Raw genomic sequence first — 24,811 nt, forward strand, 5'->3', positions numbered from 1 at the left:
ATCATGACCAGCACCATCGAATCCCGCCTGAAGGAACTCGGCATAGAATTGCCGGTCGCCGCAGCGCCCGCTGCAAACTACGTGCCCTTCGCACAGACAGGAAAACTGCTGCTGACCTCCGGACAATTGCCGCTATCGGGTGGCAAACTCATCCACACCGGCCTTCTTGGCGCGCAGCTCGCCGTCGCCGACGGCCAGGAAGCCGCAAGGGCTTGCGCCATCAATATTCTCGCGCAGGCCAAAGCCGCGCTGGGTGATCTCGATAAGATCGCGCGCATCGTGAAAATCACCGTGTTCGTGGCTTCGACGCCGAATTTCACCGAACAGCACCTTGTCGCCAACGGCGCCTCGGATCTGCTGGTTGCCGTCCTTGGCGATGCAGGCCGCCATGCCCGCTCGGCGGTGGGGACAGCAGCCCTGCCCCTGAACGCGCCCGTCGAAGTCGAAGCCATCATCGAGGTCCGCTGATCATGACATCGGCTGACTGGCTCAAGGATGTGCCGATCGCCCATCGCGGTTTGCATGATCTCAACAAAACCCGCTGGGAGAATACGCTCTCCGCATTCGAAGCGGCCGCGAGCGCGGGTTACGCCATCGAATGCGACGTGCATCTTTCCGCCGACGGCAAGGCCATCGTCTTTCACGACGGAACGCTGGATCGGCTCATCGGCCGACAAGGCAATATCGACGAAGTGACCGTCGAGGCGGCAAGGGCCCTGCGCGTCGGCGGCACGGACGATCATGTTTCGACGCTCGTCGAAGCGCTGGAGCTGATCGACGGGCGGGTTCCGATCGTCATCGAACTCAAGGGCATTCCTGGCCGAGACGACGGCCTCGTCAAGGCGGTTGCCTCTGACCTTGCCGGCTATGCGGGAAAAGCGGCGATCATGTCGTTCGACCATCATCTGATCCGGCTCTTCGACACGGATGCGCCCGGCATACCGGCCGGCCTGACTGCAGAGGGATTGCGCGACGCCGATCTTGAGGCGCATTTTTCCATGCTCGCTCACGAGTTCGATTTCGTGTCCTACAACGTCCACCATCTCGACAATCGCTTCGTCAAGTTCGTTCGCGGCAAGCTCGGACTTCCGGTGATTTCGTGGACGGCAAGGAGCCTCGCCGACAAGGCGACGAGCGATGCCTATGTCGATCAGATCACCTTCGAGGGTTTCGACCCGCACGCCGCATAGGATGCGCCCTGCCCCTTGCATCGCAGGATGAAATGCCTAGCTTTAGCTTAAGCGGTTGCACGGGTCGGCGCGTCGCCGGCTCGTAAGCTTAGGCTAAGCTAGGAACCAACCCAACGATGCATGATACTCATCGAGGCGATTTTACCTTGCGCGCTTGCGAGGGCGTTGGCGCATTTACGCGCGACGAATGGGCAAAGCTGAGCGGCGCCGATCGCGCCATGCCCGACTACAACCCGTTTCTCTCGCACGGCTTCCTGTCGTCGCTCGAAGATTCGGGGTGCGTCGCGCGCCGGGCTGGGTGGCTGCCCCAATTCCTGCGCCTCGATGACGACAGCGGCAATCTGATCGGCGCGATCCCGTGCTATCTGAAGGGCCACAGTCAGGGTGAATATGTATTCGATCACGGCTGGGCCGATGCTTTTGAACGCGCCGGCGGTCGTTACTATCCCAAGCTGCAGGCGAGCGTCCCCTTCACGCCGGTGACCGGTCCTCGGCTACTGGTAAATCGGGACTGGGACCACGCGGCCGTGCGAACCGCTCTCGCCAATGGCCTGCGCCAATTGGCCAACCAGATGGGTGTTTCGTCGGCTCACTCGACCTTCGTCAACGATGACGATCTCGGCGCCTTCACAGAAGCCGGTTTCCTGCATCGCACCGATCAACAATTCCATTTTTTCAACGAGGGTTATGAAAGCTACGACGCTTTTCTTGAAACCCTCGCCTCTCGCAAACGCAAGGCGTTGAAACGGGAGCGCCGCGAGGCCGTTGCCGACGATATCGCCATCGAGCGTTTGACGGGCGACGATATCACCGATGAGGTTTGGGACGATTTCTTTGCGTTCTATATGGATACTGGCAGCCGCAAATGGGGTCGCCCCTATCTCAACCGCGAATTCTACGCCTTGATCGGCGAGCGCATGCCGCAAGACATCATGCTGGTGATGGCAAAACGGGCGGGCAGATATATTGCCGGCGCTATCAACTTCATCGGGTCCGACCGGCTCTTCGGCCGGCATTGGGGCTGCATCGAGGATCATCGGTTCCTGCATTTCGAAGTCTGCTACCATCAGGCCATCGATTTCGCCATCGAACGTAAGCTGAGTGTCGTCGAGGCCGGCGCGCAGGGCGAGCACAAGCTTGCCCGCGGCTATCTGCCGGTTACCACCCACTCTGTCCATTACCTTGCCAATGAAGGGCTGCGGCGCGCGGTGAGCGATTTCCTTCGCCATGAGCGTAGTGAAGTCGCGCTCCTCAACGAGGCGCTGAGCGAACACGCGCCGTTCAAGAACTCCGATGGCTGACCGGCGTTGCTCGAACCGCTTGACTAGTGCGCCCGCCTTGGCAAACATCGCGGCCGGTTTCCCAGCTGTACAGGTGCGTGATGACAGAGCCCTATGACGACGACAACGTGTTCGCCAAAATCCTGCGGGGTGAAATTCCATCGCATAAATTGTACGAGGATGCGGACACCTACGCATTCATGGATGTCATGCCACAGGGAAAGGGCCATTGTCTGGCCATCACCAAGGCTCCATGCCGCAACCTGCTTGACGTTGAAGCCGAACCGTTGGCTGCGGTGGTTGCGACCACCCAGAAACTGGTTCGGGCGGTGAAAAAGGCCTTCGACGCGGATGGTGTCACGGTTATGCAATTCAATGAGCCGGCCTCCGGCCAGACGGTCTTCCACTTGCACTTCCACGTCATTCCCCGCTTTGAAGGCATTCCCCTGAAACCCCATACGGGGCCGATGGAAGATCAGGGCGTTCTAGCGGCCAATGCGGAGAAGATCCGGCAGGCGATGGCGCAGGGCAGTTGACGCACCGGAACATGGAGCCGGTGCAATTCTAATGAGACTCCGCGGCGAGTTGTGCCTTCACTTCGGACCGATCAAGGCCAAGAACTGCGTGCGCCGCAAGGAGCGCAAGGGTGAACGCCGCGACGCCGCCAAACAGATCGACGATGTTGTGACCGCCATGCACGATGATTGCAGGAACCATCAAAATATTGATGACCGCGATGGCTGGAAATATTTTGCGAAAGTCCATCGTGAAGTAAACGGAAAGACAGGCCATTACAGTATGGAACGATGGAAATGCGATAAGGCCGAGCGTGTCCTTCGGCGAGATATAGGCTGCGCCTTCCCGATATAGCCACAGAAGTTCGAGACCATACGCGTGGTCGGCAATCGCCCCCAAACGGTTAGCGACCTCCGACGGCAACGGATAATATGCGGCGGGTCCCGCACTTGGAATGATGCGCCACACCAGAATCGTCAAAAGTGCCGACAAGGTGCCGGTAAGCAGGAAGAGGTGCAGCGACCGTTTGGATCCAAAAAAGCCGACAAGGAGAATGACGCAAGTGATCTGGATGAGCGAACTGCCGTATATCACGCGCAATATAGTCGGAAGGTAGGGAACCTCCACGACGGCCTGGACGAAATCCGGCCAGTAAAACCCAAGAGCGCGATCCCACTCGATCAGCATCCGGTCGTAACTCTCGCCTACCGGCAGCAGCAGATAATTGAACACCGACCCGACGAGCGAGAAGAGCAGGTAGAAACCCGTTGCCGTGGTCGGAACAGCGATTTTCTCGTCGTGACGGTAGAGCCGATAAAATTGTCCGATCGCGATGGCGGCGAGCCCCATGCTGCCGCCAACGGCATAGCCAAGCCAATCGACGGTGACGCCCTTCGCGCTGGCAAGTGTAATGTTGATCATAAGCAGCACAGCAATAATGCTACCGACGATTTTCTCAGCCGGATAGAGAACCATCGCTCACCCCTGTCTTTTTTAGGATCTTAACCCGCTCCAATTAAGGATCGCTGAATCAACGCTGCGCTTACGCGAGGACAAGTCCGGCAATCAGGATAATCTCGGCAACGATAACGCCGACGATCACACGCCGGCCAAGGCTGAGATAGGCAAAGAAACCTGCTGCCGCCGCGCCGATCCGCAAAAACACCGACGATTCGGCAAGCGAACCGCTGGGATAGAGGATCAGTTGAGCGATAACACCTGCGACAAGGGCGGTTGCCACTGCCCGCACAATGACGAGGGCTTCGGAGTCCTCGCGAACCTTTCCGCCGATAAGTACGCCGATCCACCGCCAGACATCGGTCGGAAGCCAGCCGGCGAGCAGTATGAAGAGGTAGGGCCACCACCAGGCTGAAATGCTGTCCCAGGTCATGACGCCCTGCCCCGGGCTTTTGTCCAGTGGAGGTAGGCCATCGTAGCCGCACCGCCGGCAAGACCCGTGAGAAGCAGGTCATAGGCCGGCGCGATATGGTGGATCAGCGGAAACAGCAGCAGACCCAACACCATGGCGACATGCACCGTGCGGTCACGCGCCGAGCCCCAGAGCGAGGCCAGAAAATACATTGGCGTGAGGAAAAACAACGCGGCGAATACGAGCGGAGGAAAATCGGTCGAAAGGTAGTAAACAAGGCCGACAACAAGCGTATTGGCTGTGGTCAGCGTCATGCCAAGGCCCGCGAAATAGGCCGTACGCATTTTGACGGGTACGTTGCGCAGATGCTCCATTCCCAGCACCCAGGCGGTTACCGCGATGAAGTGGGAGAGAAAAAGAAGCACGATCTTGCGTGTTTTCGCCCCGCGCATTTCGGGAACGAAGGCGGCGACCATGGGAACAAATCTGATCGAGGAGAGCGCGACCGCGACTGCGGCGCCGAGGATCGAGTAGCCCGCGCCGATTGCGCCGATGAGCACAATATTGGCGGGCAGTGCCCAGATCGCCGCAACCATGAACATGGCTTCCCCAACCGTCACTCCGCTCTGGCTGGCAAGGCCGGCAAATCCAACATGCGCGGTCATCAGGATCAGTGCAGGGATGGTGCGTATCATGGCCGCGCCGGAGAGAAACCACTTGAGGTGGCTCCCCGGATCTTCTTCTCGTTCCGGCAGATGGGAGGGCAATGCGGAATCAGCCATGGGTCCAGCGATAAAGGCAAGCAGCACAGCGGGCAAGAAAAAGGCCGCCCGAAGGCGGCCTTTTCATCATTTCTTGCGTGGCACTTTTGGCACCGACGCCTTGCGCAGCACGTGCGGCTCGCTCGTGGCGAGACCGGCACCGGCCTTTTCGAGCGCTGGCTTCTTCGGCGCCGGCTTGCGCTTTGCAACCGGCTTCTTCTCGACCGGAATTTCCTTCTTTGGCTTCACGACGACTTCGTCGGCGACATAGTCGAGGACGAGGCCACGCGAACCATCGGGCTTCTCGGCAACCGAGACGCGAACCGTGCCACCCTTCTTCAGCTTGCCGAACAGTACCTCGTCAGCGAGCGGCTTCTTGATGTGCTCCTGGATGACGCGCGCCAGCGGCCGCGCACCCATACGGTCATCGTAGCCCTTCTCGGCAAGCCAGGCGATTGCGTCCTGCTGCAGATCGAAGGTTACACCGCGATCGGCAAGTTGCGCCTCAAGTTGAATGACGAACTTCTGTACGACCTGATGGATGACCGGAACCGGCAGCGGTCCAAACGGAATGATCGCATCGAGACGGTTGCGGAACTCCGGCGTAAACAGCCGATTGATCGCTTCCATGTCGTCGCCTTCGCGCCGCGAAGACCCGAAACCGATCGCAGCCCGCGCCATATCCGAGGCACCGGCATTGGTGGTCATGATCAAAATCACGTTGCGGAAGTCGATCTGCTTGCCGTTGTGGTCGGTCAGCTTGCCGTGATCCATGACCTGCAACAGGATGTTGAACAGATCCGGATGCGCCTTCTCGATTTCATCCAGCAGCAGCACGCAATGCGGATGCTGATCGACGCCATCGGTCAAAAGGCCGCCTTGGTCGAAGCCGACATAACCGGGAGGTGCGCCGAGCAACCGGGATACGGTGTGGCGTTCCATATATTCCGACATGTCGAACCGCAGGAGCTCGACGCCGAGCGAATGCGCCAACTGCTTGGCGACCTCGGTCTTGCCGACGCCGGTCGGGCCCGAGAACAGGTAGGAGCCAATCGGCTTTTCCGGTTCGCGCAGGCCTGCCCTTGCAAGCTTGATCGACGATGACAGCGCTTCGATGGCCAGATCCTGGCCGTAGACGACACGCTTCAATTCAGCCTCGAGATTGGAGAGGACCGCTTCATCGTCCTTCGATACGGACTTCGGCGGAATGCGGGCCATCGTCGCGATAGTCGCTTCGATCTCCTTCACGCCGATTGACTTCTTGCGCTTCGATTCGGGCAGCAGCATCTGGCTGGCGCCTGTCTCATCGATCACGTCGATCGCCTTGTCCGGCAATTTACGGTCGTTGATATAGCGCGCGGAAAGTTCGACGGCGGACTTGATCGCCTCCACGGTATACTTGACCTTGTGGAAATCCTCGAAATACGGCCGCAGCCCTTTCATGATCTCAATTGCATCGGGGATCGAAGGTTCGTTCACGTCGATCTTCTGGAAGCGACGAACGAGCGCCCTATCCTTTTCGAAGAACTGGCGAAACTCCTTGTAAGTCGTTGATCCTATGCAGCGAATCGCCCCTGAAGAAAGCGCAGGCTTCAACAGGTTAGATGCATCCATTGCACCGCCCGACGTAGCGCCGGCGCCGATGATCGTGTGGATTTCGTCGATAAACAGGATGGCACCCGGATACTCTTCGAGCTCCTTGATGACCTGCTTGAGGCGTTCCTCGAAATCACCGCGATAGCGGGTTCCGGCAAGCAAGGTGCCCATGTCGAGCGAAAAGACCGTCGCATCCTTGAGGACGGTCGGGACCTTACCTTCGACGATGCGCTTGGCAAGACCTTCGGCGATAGCCGTCTTGCCCACGCCCGGATCGCCCACATAGAGCGGGTTGTTCTTTGAGCGGCGGCACAAAATCTGGATCGTACGGCTGATTTCCTGGTCGCGGCCGATCAGCGGATCGATCTTTCCAGCTTTTGCCCGTTCGTTGAGATTGTTGCAGTAGGCCGTCAGGGCGTCCTGCTTCTTCTTGGTGCCCTCATCGGATTCCGAAGCGTGATGTTCTTCGTTGTTGCTTTCGGTCCCAAGGGGCGTGCGCGGCTCGGATGCGCCGGGGCGCTTCGAGATCCCGTGCGAAATATAGTTGACCGCGTCGTAGCGCGTCATCTGCTGTTCCTGCAGGAAAAACGCCGCATGGCTTTCGCGTTCAGCAAAGATCGCAACCAGGACGTTTGCTCCGGTCACTTCCTCGCGGTTCGAAGACTGAACATGGATGACAGCACGCTGGATGACGCGTTGAAAAGCAGCGGTTGGCTTGGAGTCCTCGTCATAACCCGTCACGAGGTTGTCGAGCTCATGATCGACATAATCGGTCACCGTACGCGTCAGTTGAGCGAGGTCGACATTGCAGGCGCGCATGACACTACTCGCGTCCTGATCATCGATGAGCGCAAGGAGCAGATGCTCCAGCGTTGCATATTCATGATGATGCTCGTTCGCGATTGTCAGCGCCTGATGGAGGGCCCGCTCGAGACTAGGTGAGAAAGATGGCATGAAACCTCACTTTTTCTCCATCACGCATTGCAGCGGATGTTGGTTTTGCCGCGCATAGTCCATGACTTGGGTCATCTTGGACTCCGCGACCTCATAGGTAAAGACACCACATTCTCCGACTCCATGATTATGCACATGGAGCATAATGCGTGTGGCATCCTCTCTGTTCTTCTGGAAAAAACGCTCCAGAACATGAATGACGAACTCCATTGGAGTGTAATCGTCATTGAGAAGCAACACGCGATAAAGGCTGGGTTTTTTCAGCTTTGGTTTAGTCCGGGTAATGACAGCCGTGCCACGTCCGGGACCATTGCCGCCACCCTTTTCTTCATCTTGCATAATGGGTGATAACCGCATCATCTCTTCAGACACCCGCATTCCTGATAGCTATTTGTCGCTTCATGCATTCTATGTAGGTCGCACCAAGCAGATTTTAAGCCCTCTCCTGAAGCTTGCAATATCAAGTTGCCGTTGCAAAGGGCCATTTGGCCCAGCGGAACAAAAAAAGTCCGGTTGCGTGGGCAACCGGACTTTTAAACCGTGTCAGCAGCAAGTTCAGGTTTATTTGCCGACCTTGGCGACAGCCAACTCGAAGGGGCGGTAAGCCTCTTTCGCGAGATCGGCATAAAGTTCACCGAACTTCGCAGCCTGCGAGACGAAGCCCTCATAGGCCTTCTTCGAAAACAGGCTCTGCGCAGCGAACGCCTGCTCTGCCGATTTCGTCGAGGCAAGCTTTTCGAGGAGGATCGAGCCGTCATTGAACGAACGCTTCGAATAGTCCGCAGCTTCGGTTGCAATTGCCTGCAGACCCTGGCTGAGCGCGTTTACGCTCTTCATCGTGCTGTTGATGAATTCCTTGCTGGATTCATTCAGTGCTTCAAACGGGGTGGCCATGATGCATCCTTCACATATATTGTTGTTGGGCTTCATTTAGTGTGCAATGCACAAAAAGTCAATTTTTTGCTGCACTGCAGCATTCCGGTAAATTTTTCGATAAAGGCGGAGGAAATCGTCAACACGGCGGTTACCATAAACATTTTGGTAACGCTGATGCGGATAAAGTTCACGAAATCAATCTGATGCGTCAGATCAAAGAGAACCCACCCGCATATCGAACAGGTGTTGATTGTGCTCCATCCGGCCCGCCAAACAAATAAACTAATCAAAAAAGTGGCTCATGCATTCCTGGCTCTCTCGATGATCTCCGGCATCAGCGCTGCCGGCACTTCGGCAGCGTCGGCTGAAACCAAGGCGGCAGCCATCGTTGTCGATGCTAACACCGGCAAGACGCTTTATTCGTCCAACCCTGACGCCCAGCGCTTTCCGGCCTCGCTGACGAAGATGATGACGCTCTACATGCTGTTCGATGCAATGGCGGCAGGCAAGGTCTCCAAATCGACACCCATCCCGGTTTCCGCTTATGCAGCCGGCCAGCCGCCGACGAAGGTTGGCTTTCGCCCCGGGCAGACGATCAGCGCCGAAGCCGCCATCCTGTCGCTGATCACCAAGTCTGCCAACGACTCGGCAACCGCCATCGGCGAGTATCTCGGCGGATCCGAGCAGCGGTTCGCTGTGATGATGACCAACAAGGCGCGCCAGCTCGGCATGCGCAACACGCAGTTCCGCAATGCGAACGGCCTGCCTGATCCGCAGCAGCGCTCTTCCGCCCGCGACCTCGCCCTCCTCGGCATCGCGCTGCGTGAGCATTTCCCCCAATACTACGATTATTTCTCCACACGCAGCTTCACCTACAACGGGCGACGCATTGTTGGGCACAACCGCTTGCTCGGAAAAGTACGTGGTGTCGATGGAATCAAGACCGGTTACACGCGCGCGTCCGGTTTCAACCTCGTCAGTTCCGTCAATGTCGACGGCAAGAAGCTTGTCGCGGTCGTCATGGGCGGCACGAGCGGCGGCGCCCGCGACGCGCAGATGGCGCAGCTCATCGACAAGTATCTTCCCAGCGCTTCGCGCCGAGACGGCGGCAACCTGATCGCCTCGCGTCGCAACAGCAAGGTCGAAGTCGCTGCTGTCGATCTGCCCGATACCGCGCCCGTCCCCGTGCCGGCCCGGCGCGAGGAGGTGGCGACCACCCAAGCCGCCGAAGTCGTCACGGCCTATGCCGATCCGAAGCCGGTTCCATCGGTGGCAGCGCGCGTTCTTCAGGTTCCGGCGCCCCAGCCAAAGGCCGAGATCGGCGAAGGCGATGTTTCCGAAGTCGATCCAGTGACAACCGCTTCCGCGCCGTCGGCGGGCGGATGGATGGTGCAGATTGCTTCGGTCGGCAGCTCCGAAGAAGCCAAGGCAATGCTTGCCAAGGCGGCGGCCCAGGTTGGCGGTCCGATCGCCTCGCTCTCGCCCTATACGGAAAAATTCCAGAAGGGTGCGCAGACTTATCATCGTGCCCGCTTTGCCGGCATTACCAACGCCAAGGCGGCCAACAATGCCTGTGCCGCACTGAAACGTCAGAATTTCAACTGCTTTGCAATTGCACCACAATCGTAAGGCATCAACCCGACAGACCCAAATTGTACAGTGTAGAGGGTTTTGCGAATGTCCAGCACCACGGAAATACATGACCCGGCGGGCCTGACTGCCAAGGAATCGAAATCATCACTGTTCGGCATGCACGCCTTGCAGCAGGCCGCTTTGCGGATCGCCGATCTTCGCCACGGCAATGCGGCATTCAAGACGATGGACCTCGTCAATGTGCTGCTTTGTCAGGCTGCCCGCACCCGCCGCGCGGCGATGCCGCCGGTGCGCCTGCGCATTCACTCGGACGGTCGTAACGGCGTCAGTCCGGTTCGGCTGCGCCTCTCCTGATCGAGAACAGATTTAGAGTAGGCCCAGCGAGGCGAGTTCGTTGCGCAGTTCCGGCGGGAGTTTCGCACGGCCGGATTTGCCCTGTCCTTCATCCATGGGGACATCTTCGCTGGAAAGATACCGCCATCCCTGAAACGCACGGCGCGGCTGCCATTCAGTTGGGACGATGCGCGGCTCGAGGACCAGATGACAACGCGAAATGCCTTGATCGTCCGTAAACGTGCGGATGTCGGTTAGTCGCTGGCGGCACTGGATATTGCCCTTGATCACCCAATAGAGCGAGCCGCCGTCGAGAAGCTCGTCGATGCGCTTGGGCACCATCCGGGTTGTATGAAACTGCTCGATGGAGAGTCCCGCTTGCCGGCGTTCGTCAAGGCGGAAATCGATCCAGGCCGCGAGTTCTTCAATTGCACTGCAGCCGACGCAAAGTTTGACGAGATTGAGAGCCATGTGAGAAGCATTTACGCTTTCATCCGCCAAGGTCAACCATTGCCTCGGCTTCTCCACAGGGCCACGGTTCACAAGGCGGTGGCCGGGCTTTGCGCCCGGCCCTTTGCGATCAGTGACTACTTCCGGCAACGGCCGCAGGTGCCGGATCGAACTGCCGCTTCGACGGCGCCGAGTGATTATCTGGAGCCACGACCGGCACTTCCACGCCGTTAGCATCGTAAAGCTTGCCGTTGAGGAAGTAATCGCCGTCATGCAAATGCGCGATGTCCTGGTAGCGCAAGGTCCGCTCGGTTCCGGCGACGAATACGGACTGCTGGTCGGAATTGCCCGCCGTGAGATGATTGAAGACCAGGTTCAACACGATCGCCATTAGGGCTGCGGAACTGATCCCCGAGTGGAAGATGGTCGCGAACCAGGCCGGAAAGTGATCGTAGAAGTTCGGTGCGGCAATCGGGATCATGCCGAAGCCAATCGAGGTCGCTACGATGATGAGGTTCATATTGTTGGTGTAGTTGACCTTGGAAAGGGTACGGATGCCGCTTGCGGCAACAGTACCGAAGAGCACGATCCCTGCCCCGCCAAGAACCGCGCTCGGCACGGCGGCCACGACCCGGCCCATGATCGGCAGGAGACCGAGGGTTACGAGCACCAGACCGCCCGTCGCCACGACATAGCGGCTCTTGACGCCCGTGACTGCCACAAGCCCGACGTTCTGGGCAAAAGCGCTCTGCGTGAACGAGCCGAAGATCGGCGCGATCAGGCTCGAGAGCATGTCCGCCCGCAGGCCATCACCGAGGCGCTTCGAGTCGACCTTGGTTTCGATGATCTCACCGACCGCCAGAATATCGGCCGAGGTTTCGACCAGCGTCACCATGATGACAATGAACATCGAGATGATCGCCGCCAGATGAAAGGTCGGAAAGCCGAAATGGAAGGGGGTCGGTATCGCGACGATCGGCCCTTCGGCGACTTTGGAGAAGTCGGTCATGCCCAGCGCGAGCGCTATGGCGGTGCCGATGATGATGGCAAGCAGGATCGAGAGGCGCGAGATCGTGGCGCTGCCGAGCTTGCTGAGCAGCAGGACCACGACGAGCGTTAGCGCAGCAAGCTGGATATTGGCGACGCTGCCGAATTCGGGGGAAGTGCTGTTGCCGCCCATGGCCCAGCGTACGGCGACCGGCATCAGGGTGAGGCCGATCGTCGTGATGACGATACCGGTGACGAGCGGCGGGAAGAAGCGCGTGATGCGCGAGAATATGGGTGTGATCAGCAGGCCGACCAGCGATGCCGCCATGACGGCGCCGAGCACCGCGTCCATGCCGCCACCGCCGCTGACGATGGCGACCATGGTGGCAACGCCCGAAAACGAGACGCCTTGCACGAGCGGCAGCTGGCATCCAAAAAGGGGAATTCCCATCGTTTGCAGTATGGTTGCAAGGCCGCCGGCAAAGAGCGAGGCGGCAATCAGGAGACCGATCTGGTCAGGCGCAAGGCCTGCGGCCTGGCCGACGATCAGCGGCACGGCAATAATGCCGCCATACATCGTTAGAACATGTTGCAGGCCATAGGCGAGATTGGCGCCGAGTCCAAGGTTTCGATCCTCTGGCCGCTGATCCAGCGGCCGTCCGACTGTGTTTGCTTCCAAGGTAAAGTCCTCCCAATACCTTTGATGCCCGGCTTTTCCTCCTCGCCGGGCGGGACGAAGACTATGACAACCTTTTCAAGACCTGACTTTAGCCGATTTGATGAAACTGTTTTCAAGAAATCCGCACCTATTGCAGAGGGCGGACGATATCAGCCGCGCTGCCAAGGCGCTGGGGACTTAGTATCGATATTTCTGAAAAATGGAGGGGCGTCAGCACTCGACGACGTTGACGGCAAGCCCGCCGAGGCTGGTTTCCTTGTAGCGCTCGTTCATGTCCATGCCGGTCTGGCGCATCGTCTCGATGCACGCGTCGAGCGGCACGAAATGCGTACCGTCGCCCTTGACGGCCAATGAAGCGGCGGTAACGGCCTTGACCGCGCCAAGCGCGTTGCGCTCGATACATGGCACCTGTACCAGCCCGGCCACGGGATCGCAGGTCATGCCAAGATGATGCTCCAGTGCAATCTCAGCGGCGTTCTCGATCTGCTCCGGCGAACCGCCGAGCACGGCGGCAAGGCCTGCGGCGGCCATGGCGGATGCCGAACCCACTTCGCCCTGACAGCCGACTTCGGCGCCCGAGATCGAGGCGTTGTGCTTGATCACCCCGCCGATGGCGGCAGACGTCAAAAGGAAGTCACGAATGCCATCGGCATCCGCATCCTCGTGGAAATGCAGATAATAGCGCAGCACGGCGGGAACCACCCCGGCGGCACCATTGGTCGGCGCGGTCACGACACGACCGCCAGCCGCATTTTCCTCATTTACCGCCATGGCGTAGACCGAGAGCCAGTCATTGGCGAGGAGCGGATTGATCCGGTTCTGCCGCCATTCCTCCTGCAATCGGTCATGCAGATAGCGGGCGCGGCGCTTGACCTTGAGGCCGCCGGGCATGATGCCCTCCTGAGCGAGTCCGCGATCGATGCATGAGCGCATGGCCGACCAGACGCGGTCGAGACCTGCATCGAGTTCCTCGCGGCTCATGAAGGTTTCTTCGTTTTGCCGCTTCATTTCAGCGATCGAAAGTCCGCTCGCCTTGGCCATGCTCAGCATCTGCGCGGCATTGATAAACGGAAACGGGACGGCAGCTTCAGCCTTTGGCGCGGAGCGGGTCTTCGCGGCTTCCAGTTCTTCCTCGGTGACGACGAAACCGCCACCGATCGAATAGAATATGCGGCGCAAAAGCAGCCGCTCGTCGGCGTCATAGGCCTCGAAGGCCATGCCGTTCGCATGTCCGGGAAGCGGGGTGCGCCGGTCCATGATCAGGTCGGTCGCGGGGTCGAAGCGGTAGGAAGGATGCCCCTCGGGCGAGATGCGCTTCGTGCGGCTCACCGTCTCAAGCATCGTATCCATTGCGTCCGGATCGACAGTGGCCGGAAGGTAGCCGCAGAGGCCGAGGATGACGGCGCGGTCGGTCGCGTGGCCGACGCCGGTAAACGCCAGCGAGCCATGCAGGTGAACGCGCAAATGATCGACCTTGACGCCGCTCGGCCGTGGCCACTGGCCGCTCTTGAGTTCTTCAAGAAACAGCCCGCCTGCGGTCATCGGACCCATCGTGTGGGAGCTCGAAGGACCAATGCCGATTTTATAAAGATCGAAAACCGACAGGAACATGCGGTTACTAACCCCGAGCTGGATCGCTTCCGTTGATAATGGCCGGTTGCCGGCAAACGTCAAAGCCAGCTTCCGACCTTGCGTTGTGTTTCTACGACATAGGCGCGCTGTTGCAAAAGTCAAAGAAAAACGCCGTATCGCCTGGTTTGCGGCAGTTCCAAAAATACCCTCCGGCCGGTTTGCCAAGCGCCGGAATTTCCGTACATTCGCGGTTGCCGCCGCGCGTCACAGAGGACCGAAATGGAACCTGCCCAAAACACATCCTATTGGCTCGACGCCGTGGCGCTCGTCTATTTCTTCGTTGTCTGGATGGTCTATTCCTATACGACCGCGAAAGGCTTTGGCGGCAGGAAATCCCTCACCTACGAAATGAACGAAGCGCGACGCCAGTGGATGGCGACAATGGCGACACGCGAGTTGCGCATGATCGACACCAGCATCATGATCGGCCTGCAGCAAGGCACCGGTTTTTTCGCCTCCACATCCATCCTTGCGATCGGCGGCTGCTTCGGTCTTCTGAATTCCTCAGGCCGCGTATTGACGCTGTTCCACGAGATTCCTTTTCTCAACGAGACGACCCAGCAATTGTTCGAGACCAAGATACTCGGGCTTCTCGTCCTCTTCGCCTACGCCTTCTTCAAGTTCGCCTGGTCGTATCGCCTGTTCAACTACTGCTCGATACTCATCGGCGGCGTGCCCATGGCGCGTGACAAAGGCCCCGACGATCCGCTCGTCCTTGCCAGCATCAACCGCGCGGCGGGCATCAATATTCAGGCCGGCCAGCACTTCAACAGCGGCCTGCGCGGCATCTTCTTTTCGATCGGCTATCTCGGATGGTTCCTGCATCCGCTCTTGTTCATGGCGACCACGACATTCGTCGCCATCGTCCTGCTGCGGCGGCAATTCTTCTCGACGGCACGCGACGTTTTGATGCGCAACAGCGTAAGCGAGCTATAGGCTTCGCGGCAGATAGCGCCAAACGAAGAAGGATGTGAATACCATGAGCCCGGCGAGCGCGATGAAGATCGCGCCGAGGTGGAAGAACGTCAGGATGATCGAATAGGTGAAGGCCGGCAATATTTCGGAAAAATCGAGATAGGTCCGGTAGACCGCGGTCATCTGCGCGCGCTCATGCGGATGGACGGCGCGGATGAAGGTTGCTGAGCCGAGCGTATCGATCGCAACGCAGAAAAACGCGCCGACAAGCAGCATGATGGCGGCAATCATCGGGAATTTCTCACCTGCGAGGCCTGCCCCGATCAGGGAGACCGCGAGGAGCATGAAGACCGCGGAGATCGTCCGCATGAGGCCCTTGGACATGCCGACCTTGCCCCAGAGGATCGAGCCGAAAAGGAAGAGGTTGCCGAGCGAGACGAGAAGACCGCCGGCCAGCGTTCCCTGCCCCGTCGCCACCATGAGGATCGGGCCGTAAACGAAGAACGTGCTCCAATAGCAGGAGCGGGAGAACGCGATAAGCCAAGCCAGACGCAGGCGCGGCTGCACGACGAAGCGGCGCACATTGGCAATGGGGTTTGCAGGACGGCTCGGCCCTCTTTGCAGCGCCGGGTTGTCGCTGAGCCGGAAGTACCAGAACAAGGCCAGCAGCACGAGTGAGAAGCCGATCGACAGCACGAACGGCGCAACCATGCCCACGTGCGTATAAAGGAACACACCGAGAAACGGTCCGCCGGTCCAGGCGATCGTCGCCGTTGCCATGCGCACCGACTCGGCGCGGACGAGTTCGCCCTTCTTGATGTGGTCCATGATGTAGAGGCTGAGCGTGATCGACAGGGTTCCCGCGCCGAAGGTGCGCAGGAACAGCCCGGCCGCCTGCCCCGGCAACGTATGGAGGGCAAAGGCCATGCAACCGATGATCAGTGATGTCACGCCGGCAGTATAGACCCAGCGGCGCGGGATCCGGACGATCAGCAACGGGATCGACAGGGTCGAGATCAATCCGAACAGCGACATGCAGGTGTAAAGGATACTGACGCCGCGCTCGCTCTGCATCAGGTCATAGGTCTGGATCGGCACGACGCTGGTGATGATGGCACGCGCCATCGATTCAACGCCGAACAGGATCGCAAAGACCCGCGCCGTCGGACGCTTGGCCGTTGTAATCCAGATAGGGTAGCGGACTTGGCTGATCACCGGAGGGACTTCGGAGGGATTGATTCGATCGTTGCAGCGAGTTTCAATCGTTGCGCCGTCATTGGCCGTCGATGGAGCGACATATTATGTCAGTTTCATGGAAACCGTTGAAACAAGTAATAAAAAGCCCTGATTGATCAATGTGAAATGCAATGGATTTTGCCGGCCATGTCGCATAGCGTGCGCGGGATAGCACACCACATACGAGCATTCTCCGCATGACCGACAACCTCAGTTCGATTTCGCCCGCGAAGCCGCGTCTTGGCAGGCTTGACGTGCTGCGCGGCATCGCGCTTATCGCCATGGCGACTTACCACACGGGCTGGGATTTCGAATTCTTCGGTTATCTCGAACCGGGCACGACCGGCCAGGGAGCCTGGAAGCTCTACGCGCGTATTATTGCCTCGACCTTCCTGATGCTCGTCGGCTTTAGCCTCGTTCTTGCCCATGGGCGCGGTATAAGATGGCGGTCGTTCCTCATGCGGTTAGCGCAGGTCGTGCTGGCGGCAGCGGCGATCACCCTCGTCACCTGGTACATGACGCCCGAAAGCTTCGTATTCTTCGGGATCCTGCATGAAATAGCTGCAGCGAGCCTACTTGGACTGCTTTTCCTGAGCCTTCCAGCGATCATCGTCGCGCTTGCGGCGGTGGCAGTCGTGGCCCTGCCATTTTACTTCGTTTCGCCGGCATTCGATCCGCCCGTGTTTTGGCCGCTCGGGCTTTCGGAGGTATTGATTCGTTCCAATGACTATGTGCCGATCTTCCCCTGGTTCGGCGCGGTGCTCTTCGGGATGGCGCTTGCCAAGGTGATGCAGCAGACGGGTGCTATGAAACTGCTTGCCGGTGATATCGCGCCGGCCTGGTTGAACCGGGCGCTGCAATTCATTGGCCGTCACAGCCTTGCATTCTATCTGATCCATCAACCCGTGCTGATCAGCTGCGTATTCCTGATCTCGCATGTCTTACCGCCGGCGGTGGCAACGCCCGAGGAAATCTTCGGCAATGCCTGCGCGCAGAGTTGCTCGATCGACAACGACGCGGCGTTTTGCGAAAAGTTCTGCTCCTGCGTTATCAACGAGAGCAAGGCGCGCAATATTTTCGACGACGCGTTCGCCGGAAGGCGGGATCAGAACGATCCGGAGATGCAGGATATTGCCGGGCTGTGCACCCAGCTCAACATGCCGCAATGAGGTGGCTAAGTGTTGACACCGAGTTCAGCGAGACGCTCGATGCAGGCTTCCTCAACCTGGTCGAGCTCAGTCAGCGTCTCCTCGATATCGCGGCGCTTCTGGCGAAGATCCCCACGCTTTTCCTCGACCCGCTTCATCAGCAGATGCAATTGCCCCATCTCCCCCGGGGGCTCGCGGTACATCTGGACGATTTCATGAATTTCCGCGATCGAGAAGCCGAGCCGTTTGCCGCGCAGGATCTGCTTAAGGAGATGCCGGTCCGATGGACGAAAGAGCCGCGTGCGGCCGCGCCTGATCGGATGAATCAGTCCCTCGTCCTCGTAGAAGCGCAGCGTCCGTGTCGATACGCCGAACTCGCGTGTCAATTCGGTGATGGAATAATATTCGCGCATACCCGACACTATTGCTAGTTCCCCCACTATATCGATTGAATGTTTTGCCCACCCAATTACGTAAAAGTCAATGGGACGATTGTATAGGGTTGTGAACTTAAGTGCAAAATCAGGTAAGTTGCTGTTACTTAAAGCCAAACCACCAGGTGGCGAGGCCAAGGAATGATGAAAACCCGACAACGTCGGTCACGGTCGTAACAAACACGGCAGAGGCAATGGCGGGGTCCGCGCCGAAACGGTGCAGGAGCAGCGGAATCAGTATTCCGCCAAGTGCGGCGGCGAGCATATTGATGATCATGGCAGCCGCAATGATGCCGCCGAGATTGGCGTGGCCGAACCAGAGCCCCGCGACAAGTCCGATCAAAATGGCGAAGACCACGCCGTTGATGAGCCCGACCGACGCCTCGCGTCGGATGATACGCCCGGCATTATAGATATCCATATCGCGCGTCGCGAGAGCGCGCACGGTCACGGTCATCGTCTGCGTGCCGGCATTGCCGCCCATCGACGCGACGATCGGCATGAGCACGGCGAGCGCGACCATCTGCTGGATCGTGGCATCGAAGAGCCCGATGACGGAAGCCGACAGGATTGCTGTAAAAAGATTGACGACAAGCCAGGGCACGCGCGAACGCGATGTCGATACGACGGAATCCGAAAGCTCTTCATCGCCGACGCCGCCGAGGCGGAGGATATCCTCCTCTGCTTCCTCCTGGATAACGTCGACAATGTTCTCGATGGTGAGAACACCGACAAGGCGCTCGTTCTCATCCACGACGGCCGCAGAAAGCAGGTCATATTGTTCGAAGATCTGCGCAGCCTCTTCCTGGTCCATCGTGGCCGGAATGGCATGGCGCGTCTCGTGCATGATCTCTTCGACCTTGACGTCGCGCCTTGTGCGCAGGATGCGGTCAAGATCGATGGCGCCGAGCAGCCGGAACATCGGATCTATGACGAAGACCTGCGAAAAGGATTCCGGCAAATCGTCATTGTCGCGCATGTAGTCGATCGTCTGCCCAACGGTCCAGAACGGCGGAACGGCGACGAACTCGGTCTGCATGCGGCGACCGGCCGTTTCCTCGGGATAGCCCAGCGAACGGCGCAGCCTGACGCGTTCAGTGAACGGAAGCTGCGCCAGAATCTCGTCGCGATCTTCCTGGTCGAGATCTTCGAGAATGTAGACGGCATCGTCGGAGTCGAGTTCCTGGACAGCCTCGGCGATCTGCTCGTTGGGCAGGGCATCGACGATCTCCATGCGGACTGCTTCGTCGACCTCGGTCAACGAGGCGAAGTCGAATTCGTCACCGAGTAGTTCGACGAGTGCGGCGCGCTGCTCCGAATGCAGCGCTTCGAGAACATGGCCGAGTTCGGATTGATGCAGCTTGCCGACATGCGAGCGCAGGAACAGGACGTCGCGATCGGCGATCGCAGCGCCGACACGGGCGAGATAGGATGTTTTTACCGCACCGTCATCGCCGTAGATGTCGGATTCATCATTGTCGGACGCGGCCTCCGGTAGGGTCTCTAGATCATCCATTCTGTCCGCACCCGTTTTCTGACAAGTCAAACGCGACGGGCGACCAACGCCGTCTATTGTCAGTTAGAGCAAAGCATGCCCAAAGGAAACTAGCGGGCATGCTTTGCGCTTATTTTCAGGCGGCGGTGTCTTCCCAGCCACTAATGGCCTTCACTTCGAGGAAGTCTTCAAGGCCCCAATGGCCGCCCTCGCGGCCAATTCCCGACTGCTTGTAGCCGCCGAACGGTGCATCGGCCGCATGGGAAGCGCCATTGATGCGGACCATGCCTGCCCGCAGCCGCTTCGACACGCGTTTGATTCGTTCCGGGTCGCCCGACTGGATATAAGCGGCAAGGCCATACGGCGTATCGTTGGCGATCTCGACGGCCTCCTCTTCCGTGTCGAAAGGAATCATGGCGAGTACGGGTCCGAAGATCTCCTCGCGCGCGATTGTCATGTCGTTGTTGACGTCGGCAAAGACGGTCGGGCGCACGTAGTAGCCACGGTTAAAGCCCTCGGGACGCCCCGTACCGCCTGCAATCAGTCGCGCGCCTTCCTTGATGCCCTGTTCGATCAGGCCCTGCACCTTGTTGAACTGAATTTCAGAAACGAGCGGCCCCATGTGGTCGCCATTCTCTGACGGATCGCCAACCTTGGTGGCCTTGGCCGTCTCGGCGGCAACCTGTGTCGCCGTGTCGTAGACCGAGCGCTCGACCAGCATGCGCGTCGGCGCATTGCAGGACTGCCCGGTATTGTTGAACACGTGCGCCACGCCACGCTTCACGGCCGCCTCGACGTCCGAATCGGCAAAGACGATGTTCGGAGACTTGCCGCCAAGTTCGAGCGAAACGCGTTTGACCGTATCAGCGGCCGCCTTGGTGACGGCGACACCAGCGCGCGTCGATCCGGTAAATGACATCATGTCGATGCCGGGATGGCGCGACATGGCCTCGCCGACGGTCGGGCCGTCGCCGTTGACGAGGTTGAACACACCGGCCGGAAGACCGGAAGCATCGATGATTTCCGCGAAGATGACCGAGGAAATCGGCGCGAGCTCGGAAGGCTTGAGAATGACCGTGCAGCCGGCAGCAAGCGCCGGAACAACCTTGAGCACGACCTGGTTCATCGGCCAATTCCACGGCGTGATGAGGCCGCACACGCCGATCGGCTCGTAAACGATGCGCGACGACGGGTTGTGGGCGTCGAGGGGACGCTCGAATTCAAAGTTCTTCAAGGCGCGGATGAAGGCCTTGATGTGCGCGGTGCCGGAAGCCGCCTGCTCGTCGAGCGCCATCTTGATCGGCGCGCCCATTTCGGCGGAAATGGCCTTCGCCATGTCATCGATGCGTTCCTGATAGGCGGCAAGCAGGCGCTGCAGCCATTCAAGGCGCTCGTCGCGGCTGGTCACGCTCCACGTGGCGAATGCCTTGCGCGCAGCGGTGACGGCCTTGTCGACATCGGCGGCCGAGCCGAGCGAAATCACGGCGAAAGCCTGTTCATCGGCCGGGTTGATAACCTCCAGCTCTTTGGCGACCGTCGGAGCTATCCATTTGCCATCCATATAGAAATCAGTCTTGCGAAGCATGGTCTGTCTCCTGCCTGTAAATGCGGATTGTCCGTTGATTTGCGGTCGGCGATCGCCAACGCATGATGATTGCAGTTGTAAAGGACGATTGCCGGTACGGCCAACAGGAATATCGAACAAAGAGGCGAAAATAGCGTCGCCCTCCCTGGCCTATGTCGTCCTGTCGCCGCCATTGAATGCGCGCGCCAGCCGCAGGAAGTTTCCGAGCATGGCATGGCCATATTCCGTAAGGACCGACTCCGGATGAAACTGAACGCCGTATGTCGGGTGAGTGGCATGGGCAAGGCCCATGATTTCACCCGCCTCGGAGCGCGCCGTAATGCGAAGGTCGCCATCCCCCGGAAGGTCCTGAACGATCAGCGAATGATACCGCCCGGCGCGGAAGGGGCTTGGCAGTCCCTTGAACACACCTCGTCCGTCATGTTTTATCGCCGACGCGCGGCCGTGCATGGGCTCGCGCGCCCGCACCACATGGCCACCAAAGACTTCGCCCATGCACTGGTGGCCAAGGCAAATGCCAAGCATCGGAGTGGCGCCGCTCAGAGCCTCGATGATCGCCATGGACTGCCCCGCCGCGCGTGGACCACACGGTCCGGGCGACAGGACGATTGCCTCCGGGTCCATGCGCTTGACGTCGGCAACCGAAATCGCATCGTTGCGGACCACCTGCGTTTCGACGCCAAGCTCGGTGAAGTAGCGCGCGACGGTAAAGACGAAGGAATCGTAATTGTCGATGATGAGGATCATTCCGGCCCGCCCTCATCGAACACGGTGAAGATGCGCGCTGCCTTGTCCAGCGTCTCCTGGTACTCGGATGCGGGATCTGACAGGGCGGTGATCCCGCCGCCCGCCTGGAATATCGCCATGCCGTTTTGAAACAAGACCGTACGGATGCCGATATTGGTGTCGAAGTTGCCGTTGAAACCGATGAAACCGATTGAGCCGCAATAGACACCGCGCGCCTCACCTTCGATCTCGGTGATAATCTCCATTGCCCTGAGCTTGGGAGCGCCGGTGATCGACCCACCGGGAAAGGCGGCGCGAACAAGGTCCATAAGGCCCTTGTCCTCCTGCAACCGGCCGGTCACGACCGAGACGAGATGATGCACGCTGGCATAGGTTTCGAGGCCGCATAACACAGGCGTCAACACCGAATGCGGCCGGCACACGCGGGAGAGGTCGTTGCGCATCAAGTCGACAATCATCAAATTCTCGGCGCGGTCCTTCTCCGACTTCAGAAGAGTCTCCGCCAGTGCCTTGTCTTCATTCGGATCAGACGAACGCGGGATTGTCCCTTTGATCGGCCTCGTCTCGACCTGGTCGCCGCGGGCGACGAGGAAGCGCTCCGGCGAACTCGAGGCAACGACAATCTCGCCATGATCGAGATAGGCGGCGAAGGTCGCGGCATTGCGCTTGCGCAGCGCCTTGTAGAAACGCCACCGATCGAAACCCTGCGGCAGTTCGGCGGTGAAGCGCTGGGCAATGTTGGCCTGAAAAATATCCCCGTCGAGTATGTACTCAACGACCCGGGCCACTGCCTGCATATACGCGGCGCGTTCAAAGTTGGACCGCCATGAGGTTCTTGCGATGCGCTGCCCCGTCATCTCGACGGATGGCTGCGCAGCGGAACGACTGATCGCCTCGATAATACGATCCGAGCGCTCCTGGCTCCGCCGCTCCTGCGCCGGCCCAGCCATTTCGGGAAAACCCGAGGAAACAAGCCAGACGCGCTGTTCCGCATGATCGAAGGCAAGCACGACATCGTAAAAGAGCCAGGCGGCGTCCGGCATCGCGCCTTGTGGTGGTGTTCCGGGCTGAGGCAAGCGTTCGAGCAGCCGGCCGAACTCGTAGGAGAAATAGCCGATTGCACCGCCTTGAAACGGCGGCAGCCCAGCCTGGACCTCCATCCGGTATCGCCCGATATAGTCCGCAATCGCCGTGAGCGGCTCGCCCTCGACCCTTTCGCCGTTCCAGCTGACCTCGCCACCGGCAACGATCAATCTCGCGAACGGATCGGCAGCCACGTAGGAATAGCGGCCCAACTGGTCATGGCGCATGGCGCTGTCTAGAAAGCTCATGCCCCCCAACGGCCGCAGCCGCCCGGCAGCTTCGACAGGTTCGAGCCATGGAATCTCACGAACGTGCAAGCGCCGATCTCCCTTCAACCTTTGAGATTATCCGCTCTTGCGGGTCGATAAAAGAATACTTGTCTCCGTCGACGTGATTCCGTCAATATGACGGATGTCGCGAAGCGTGCGGTCGAATGCCTCCAGCGTCTCCACCTCGATTTCAGCGACGATATCCCACCGGCCGTTCGTTGTGTGCAAAGCGCGAATCTCCGGAAAGCCCTGCAGGCGGCGGATCACCTTCTCGGCGCCCTGTCCCGCTACCTCGATCATAGCCACGGCGCGCACGCCATAAATCCCGGCGCCGGCCTTGAGCGTGACCGTGAAGCCCTGAATCGTTCCATCGGTGGTCAGCTTGTCGATGCGCGTGCGTACAGTAGCGCGCGATATGCCGAGCACGGTCGCCATCGATGAGACCGGCAAGCGGCAATCATCGCGCAGCAGCGACAGCAATTTGCGGTCCACGTCGTCCATTTGGCTCTCACTCTGCATAAAGTGCTTGAGCAAAATGCTCAATTCCTTGCGCATTTCTATCAAGATGCCGTCTATTTGTCACCGCGCCGAAATGCCAAAATCATTGCGGGACATAATATTCTCTTTCAATTTCGGAACGAGACCATCCAAACGCGAAAGTGGCGGTTGTTTATGAACATGCACAGCAATTTTGAGGACACGCACAAGCAGAAGCTGACGATCATCGGTGCGCCAATCGAGGAAGGCGCGGGTCGCCTTGGCGCGCTCATGGGACCGGCAGCCTTGCGCACTGCCGGACTCGTCCGCACGCTTGAGGAATTTGGTCATCCCGTTGAGGACCGCGGCGATCTGCAACTGCCTCCGGTCTTGCCTGTGGTTCCAGCCGTTGATGGCCTCGCCCACCATATCGAGCGCATTGCCGCCTGGTCGCGCATGCTCAGCAGCGAAACCTATGACGCAATGACCAAGGGGACGTTCCCGATCACTCTCGGCGGCGATCACAGCCTTTCCATGGGCTCGGTGAGCGGCGTTGCCCGCTACTGCGAGGAACATGGCCGCGAACTCTTCGTGCTGTGGCTGGACGCCCATTCCGATTTCAATACGCCCGCCACCTCGCCTTCCGGCAATATGCATGGCATGTCGGCGGCACTTCTTTGCGGCGAACCTGGCCTCGAAGGCGTTTTCGGCGAAGAGCCACGCGGTTTTGTCAAGCCAGAGAATTTGCACCTCTTCGGCATACGCTCGATTGATGCAACGGAGCGTGTCCTGCTGCGCGAACGCGGAATCGATGTCGTCGACATGCGCCGTATCGATGAATTCGGGGTCGCCAAGCTGATGCGCCGCATCATCGAGCGTGTGCAGAAGGCCAATGGCATCCTGCATGTCAGCTTCGACGTCGACTTCATCGACCCGTCCCTTGCTCCCGGCGTCGGCACCACAGTGCCGGGTGGCGCCACGTTCCGCGAAGCGCACCTGGTCATGGAACTTCTGCACGATTCCGGCGTCGTCGGCTCACTCGACGTGGTCGAACTCAACCCATTCCTCGACGAGCGCGGCCGAAGCGCGCTGCTGCTCGTTGATCTCGTTGCCAGCCTGTTCGGCCGGCAGATCTTTGACAAGCCAAACCTTGCTGACCAGAGCGCCGGCGCGCTCAGCATTTGATTTTGGCATTAGGAGGACATT

General features: G+C 59.3%; 24 protein-coding genes and 1 pseudogene. 9 read left to right on the top strand and 16 right to left on the bottom strand.

Annotation, left to right across the window (positions count from 1 at the left end):
* Positions 1-3 precede the first annotated feature (3 nt).
* The 4 genes from HQ945_RS00115 to HQ945_RS00130 all read left to right on the top strand — a co-directional run bounded on the left by HQ945_RS00115 (position 4) and on the right by HQ945_RS00130 (position 3,006).
* Complete coding sequence (locus HQ945_RS00115; protein ID WP_027232601.1) at positions 4-468, top strand: RidA family protein; 465 nt, start codon at positions 4-6, stop codon at positions 466-468.
* A gap of 2 nt (positions 469-470) precedes the next feature.
* Positions 471-1,190, top strand: coding sequence for a glycerophosphodiester phosphodiesterase (locus tag HQ945_RS00120; protein ID WP_113281575.1), 720 nt, complete (start codon positions 471-473; stop codon positions 1,188-1,190).
* A 116-nt stretch (positions 1,191-1,306) separates the two neighbouring features.
* Positions 1,307-2,491 carry a GNAT family N-acetyltransferase gene (locus HQ945_RS00125; protein ID WP_113281573.1) on the top strand — a complete coding sequence of 395 codons (1,185 nt, stop codon included), beginning with the start codon at positions 1,307-1,309 and terminating at the stop codon, positions 2,489-2,491.
* A gap of 80 nt (positions 2,492-2,571) precedes the next feature.
* Positions 2,572-3,006: an HIT family protein gene (locus tag HQ945_RS00130; RefSeq protein ID WP_113281571.1), complete on the top strand. Its 435-nt coding sequence runs from the start codon at positions 2,572-2,574 to the stop codon at positions 3,004-3,006.
* A 28-nt stretch (positions 3,007-3,034) separates the two neighbouring features.
* On the opposite strand, the gene HQ945_RS00135 is transcribed toward HQ945_RS00130, so the two are convergent.
* The 6 genes from HQ945_RS00135 to HQ945_RS00160 form a co-directional block, all read right to left on the bottom strand.
* Positions 3,035-3,961 carry a phosphatase PAP2 family protein gene (locus HQ945_RS00135; RefSeq protein WP_113281570.1) on the bottom strand — a complete coding sequence of 309 codons (927 nt, stop codon included), beginning with the start codon at positions 3,959-3,961 and terminating at the stop codon, positions 3,035-3,037.
* A 67-nt stretch (positions 3,962-4,028) separates the two neighbouring features.
* Positions 4,029-4,376: an AzlD domain-containing protein gene (locus HQ945_RS00140; RefSeq protein ID WP_113281568.1), complete on the bottom strand. Its 348-nt coding sequence runs from the start codon at positions 4,374-4,376 to the stop codon at positions 4,029-4,031.
* Positions 4,373-5,137 carry an AzlC family ABC transporter permease gene (locus tag HQ945_RS00145; protein ID WP_174207515.1) on the bottom strand — a complete coding sequence of 255 codons (765 nt, stop codon included), beginning with the start codon at positions 5,135-5,137 and terminating at the stop codon, positions 4,373-4,375. The genes HQ945_RS00140 and HQ945_RS00145 overlap by 4 nt, the downstream gene beginning before the upstream one ends.
* A gap of 66 nt (positions 5,138-5,203) precedes the next feature.
* A complete protein-coding gene (clpA, locus tag HQ945_RS00150; protein ID WP_027232595.1) occupies positions 5,204-7,666 on the bottom strand; it encodes an ATP-dependent Clp protease ATP-binding subunit ClpA in 2,463 nt (820 codons plus the stop codon).
* Positions 7,667-7,672: 6 nt separating this feature from the next.
* Positions 7,673-8,026: an ATP-dependent Clp protease adapter ClpS gene (gene clpS, locus HQ945_RS00155; RefSeq protein ID WP_081815938.1), complete on the bottom strand. Its 354-nt coding sequence runs from the start codon at positions 8,024-8,026 to the stop codon at positions 7,673-7,675.
* A gap of 201 nt (positions 8,027-8,227) precedes the next feature.
* The gene (locus HQ945_RS00160; protein WP_091923011.1) at positions 8,228-8,560 is read right to left on the bottom strand and encodes a phasin family protein; all 333 of its coding nucleotides are present in this window, start codon (positions 8,558-8,560) and stop codon (positions 8,228-8,230) included.
* Between the two features lie 303 nt (positions 8,561-8,863).
* Here HQ945_RS00160 and HQ945_RS00165 point away from each other — a divergent pair, with 303 nt between their 5' ends.
* Positions 8,864-10,171: a D-alanyl-D-alanine carboxypeptidase family protein gene (locus tag HQ945_RS00165; protein ID WP_091922687.1), complete on the top strand. Its 1,308-nt coding sequence runs from the start codon at positions 8,864-8,866 to the stop codon at positions 10,169-10,171.
* Positions 10,172-10,219: 48 nt separating this feature from the next.
* The gene (locus HQ945_RS00170) at positions 10,220-10,489 is read left to right on the top strand and encodes a hypothetical protein (protein WP_051615159.1); all 270 of its coding nucleotides are present in this window, start codon (positions 10,220-10,222) and stop codon (positions 10,487-10,489) included.
* A 12-nt stretch (positions 10,490-10,501) separates the two neighbouring features.
* Here the strand turns inward: HQ945_RS00170 and HQ945_RS00175 are convergent, their stop codons facing one another.
* The 3 genes and pseudogenes from HQ945_RS00175 to HQ945_RS00185 all read right to left on the bottom strand — a co-directional run bounded on the left by HQ945_RS00175 (position 10,502) and on the right by HQ945_RS00185 (position 14,195).
* Complete coding sequence (locus HQ945_RS00175; RefSeq protein ID WP_027232590.1) at positions 10,502-10,939, bottom strand: DUF1489 family protein; 438 nt, start codon at positions 10,937-10,939, stop codon at positions 10,502-10,504.
* Between the two features lie 172 nt (positions 10,940-11,111).
* Positions 11,112-12,584 (bottom strand): annotated as a pseudogene (locus HQ945_RS00180) (nucleobase:cation symporter-2 family protein); the annotation flags it as partial.
* Positions 12,585-12,794: 210 nt separating this feature from the next.
* The gene (locus HQ945_RS00185; RefSeq protein WP_091922684.1) at positions 12,795-14,195 is read right to left on the bottom strand and encodes an L-serine ammonia-lyase; all 1,401 of its coding nucleotides are present in this window, start codon (positions 14,193-14,195) and stop codon (positions 12,795-12,797) included.
* A gap of 240 nt (positions 14,196-14,435) precedes the next feature.
* Between HQ945_RS00185 and HQ945_RS00190 the strand changes: the two genes are divergently transcribed.
* Positions 14,436-15,152: a DUF599 domain-containing protein gene (locus HQ945_RS00190; RefSeq protein ID WP_091949486.1), complete on the top strand. Its 717-nt coding sequence runs from the start codon at positions 14,436-14,438 to the stop codon at positions 15,150-15,152.
* On the opposite strand, the gene HQ945_RS00195 is transcribed toward HQ945_RS00190, so the two are convergent.
* The gene (locus HQ945_RS00195) at positions 15,147-16,346 is read right to left on the bottom strand and encodes an MFS transporter (protein ID WP_113282431.1); all 1,200 of its coding nucleotides are present in this window, start codon (positions 16,344-16,346) and stop codon (positions 15,147-15,149) included. The genes HQ945_RS00190 and HQ945_RS00195 overlap by 6 nt on opposite strands.
* Positions 16,347-16,564: 218 nt before the next feature.
* Here HQ945_RS00195 and HQ945_RS00200 point away from each other — a divergent pair, with 218 nt between their 5' ends.
* Positions 16,565-17,536, top strand: coding sequence for a heparan-alpha-glucosaminide N-acetyltransferase (locus tag HQ945_RS00200; RefSeq protein WP_174207516.1), 972 nt, complete (start codon positions 16,565-16,567; stop codon positions 17,534-17,536).
* A 5-nt stretch (positions 17,537-17,541) separates the two neighbouring features.
* Here the strand turns inward: HQ945_RS00200 and HQ945_RS00205 are convergent, their stop codons facing one another.
* The 6 genes from HQ945_RS00205 to HQ945_RS00230 form a co-directional block, all read right to left on the bottom strand.
* Positions 17,542-17,928: a MerR family transcriptional regulator gene (locus tag HQ945_RS00205; RefSeq protein ID WP_027232585.1), complete on the bottom strand. Its 387-nt coding sequence runs from the start codon at positions 17,926-17,928 to the stop codon at positions 17,542-17,544.
* A 124-nt stretch (positions 17,929-18,052) separates the two neighbouring features.
* Positions 18,053-19,465 carry a magnesium transporter gene (gene mgtE, locus HQ945_RS00210; protein WP_027232584.1) on the bottom strand — a complete coding sequence of 471 codons (1,413 nt, stop codon included), beginning with the start codon at positions 19,463-19,465 and terminating at the stop codon, positions 18,053-18,055.
* A 115-nt stretch (positions 19,466-19,580) separates the two neighbouring features.
* Positions 19,581-21,029 (bottom strand): aldehyde dehydrogenase family protein, encoded by a 1,449-nt coding sequence (locus HQ945_RS00215; RefSeq protein WP_174207517.1) that lies wholly within the window; start codon positions 21,027-21,029, stop codon positions 19,581-19,583.
* 150 nt (positions 21,030-21,179) lie between these two features.
* Positions 21,180-21,776 (bottom strand): anthranilate synthase component II, encoded by a 597-nt coding sequence (locus HQ945_RS00220; protein ID WP_174207518.1) that lies wholly within the window; start codon positions 21,774-21,776, stop codon positions 21,180-21,182.
* Positions 21,773-23,176 (bottom strand): aminodeoxychorismate synthase component I, encoded by a 1,404-nt coding sequence (gene pabB, locus HQ945_RS00225; RefSeq protein ID WP_027232581.1) that lies wholly within the window; start codon positions 23,174-23,176, stop codon positions 21,773-21,775. The genes HQ945_RS00220 and pabB overlap by 4 nt, the downstream gene beginning before the upstream one ends.
* 27 nt (positions 23,177-23,203) lie before the next feature.
* Positions 23,204-23,629, bottom strand: coding sequence for an Lrp/AsnC family transcriptional regulator (locus HQ945_RS00230; protein WP_027232580.1), 426 nt, complete (start codon positions 23,627-23,629; stop codon positions 23,204-23,206).
* 171 nt (positions 23,630-23,800) lie between these two features.
* On the opposite strand from HQ945_RS00230, the gene rocF reads away from it, so the two are divergent.
* Entirely contained in the window at positions 23,801-24,790 is a 990-nt protein-coding gene (gene rocF, locus HQ945_RS00235; RefSeq protein WP_081815943.1) for an arginase, read from the top strand.
* Positions 24,791-24,811 lie beyond the last annotated feature (21 nt).

Source organism: Phyllobacterium pellucidum (genome assembly GCF_013327855.1).
GTDB lineage: Bacteria > Pseudomonadota > Alphaproteobacteria > Rhizobiales > Rhizobiaceae > Phyllobacterium > Phyllobacterium pellucidum.

Excerpts from the sequence above, each read along its gene's own strand:
- HQ945_RS00115 (WP_027232601.1), top strand. The coding sequence starts at position 4 with ATGACCAGCACCATCGAATCCCGCCTGAAGGAACTCGGCATAGAATTG.
- HQ945_RS00120 (WP_113281575.1), top strand. The coding sequence starts at position 471 with ATGACATCGGCTGACTGGCTCAAGGATGTGCCGATCGCCCATCGCGGT.
- HQ945_RS00125 (WP_113281573.1), top strand. The coding sequence starts at position 1,307 with ATGCATGATACTCATCGAGGCGATTTTACCTTGCGCGCTTGCGAGGGC.
- HQ945_RS00130 (WP_113281571.1), top strand. The coding sequence starts at position 2,572 with ATGACAGAGCCCTATGACGACGACAACGTGTTCGCCAAAATCCTGCGG.
- HQ945_RS00135 (WP_113281570.1), bottom strand. The coding sequence starts at position 3,961 with ATGGTTCTCTATCCGGCTGAGAAAATCGTCGGTAGCATTATTGCTGTG.
- HQ945_RS00140 (WP_113281568.1), bottom strand. The coding sequence starts at position 4,376 with ATGACCTGGGACAGCATTTCAGCCTGGTGGTGGCCCTACCTCTTCATA.
- HQ945_RS00145 (WP_174207515.1), bottom strand. The coding sequence starts at position 5,137 with ATGGCTGATTCCGCATTGCCCTCCCATCTGCCGGAACGAGAAGAAGAT.
- clpA (WP_027232595.1), bottom strand. The coding sequence starts at position 7,666 with ATGCCATCTTTCTCACCTAGTCTCGAGCGGGCCCTCCATCAGGCGCTG.
- clpS (WP_081815938.1), bottom strand. The coding sequence starts at position 8,026 with ATGATGCGGTTATCACCCATTATGCAAGATGAAGAAAAGGGTGGCGGC.
- HQ945_RS00160 (WP_091923011.1), bottom strand. The coding sequence starts at position 8,560 with ATGGCCACCCCGTTTGAAGCACTGAATGAATCCAGCAAGGAATTCATC.
- HQ945_RS00165 (WP_091922687.1), top strand. The coding sequence starts at position 8,864 with ATGATCTCCGGCATCAGCGCTGCCGGCACTTCGGCAGCGTCGGCTGAA.
- HQ945_RS00170 (WP_051615159.1), top strand. The coding sequence starts at position 10,220 with ATGTCCAGCACCACGGAAATACATGACCCGGCGGGCCTGACTGCCAAG.
- HQ945_RS00175 (WP_027232590.1), bottom strand. The coding sequence starts at position 10,939 with ATGGCTCTCAATCTCGTCAAACTTTGCGTCGGCTGCAGTGCAATTGAA.
- HQ945_RS00185 (WP_091922684.1), bottom strand. The coding sequence starts at position 14,195 with ATGTTCCTGTCGGTTTTCGATCTTTATAAAATCGGCATTGGTCCTTCG.
- HQ945_RS00190 (WP_091949486.1), top strand. The coding sequence starts at position 14,436 with ATGGAACCTGCCCAAAACACATCCTATTGGCTCGACGCCGTGGCGCTC.
- HQ945_RS00200 (WP_174207516.1), top strand. The coding sequence starts at position 16,565 with ATGACCGACAACCTCAGTTCGATTTCGCCCGCGAAGCCGCGTCTTGGC.
- HQ945_RS00205 (WP_027232585.1), bottom strand. The coding sequence starts at position 17,928 with ATGCGCGAATATTATTCCATCACCGAATTGACACGCGAGTTCGGCGTA.
- mgtE (WP_027232584.1), bottom strand. The coding sequence starts at position 19,465 with ATGGATGATCTAGAGACCCTACCGGAGGCCGCGTCCGACAATGATGAA.
- HQ945_RS00215 (WP_174207517.1), bottom strand. The coding sequence starts at position 21,029 with ATGCTTCGCAAGACTGATTTCTATATGGATGGCAAATGGATAGCTCCG.
- HQ945_RS00220 (WP_174207518.1), bottom strand. The coding sequence starts at position 21,776 with ATGATCCTCATCATCGACAATTACGATTCCTTCGTCTTTACCGTCGCG.
- HQ945_RS00230 (WP_027232580.1), bottom strand. The coding sequence starts at position 23,629 with ATGGACGACGTGGACCGCAAATTGCTGTCGCTGCTGCGCGATGATTGC.
- rocF (WP_081815943.1), top strand. The coding sequence starts at position 23,801 with ATGAACATGCACAGCAATTTTGAGGACACGCACAAGCAGAAGCTGACG.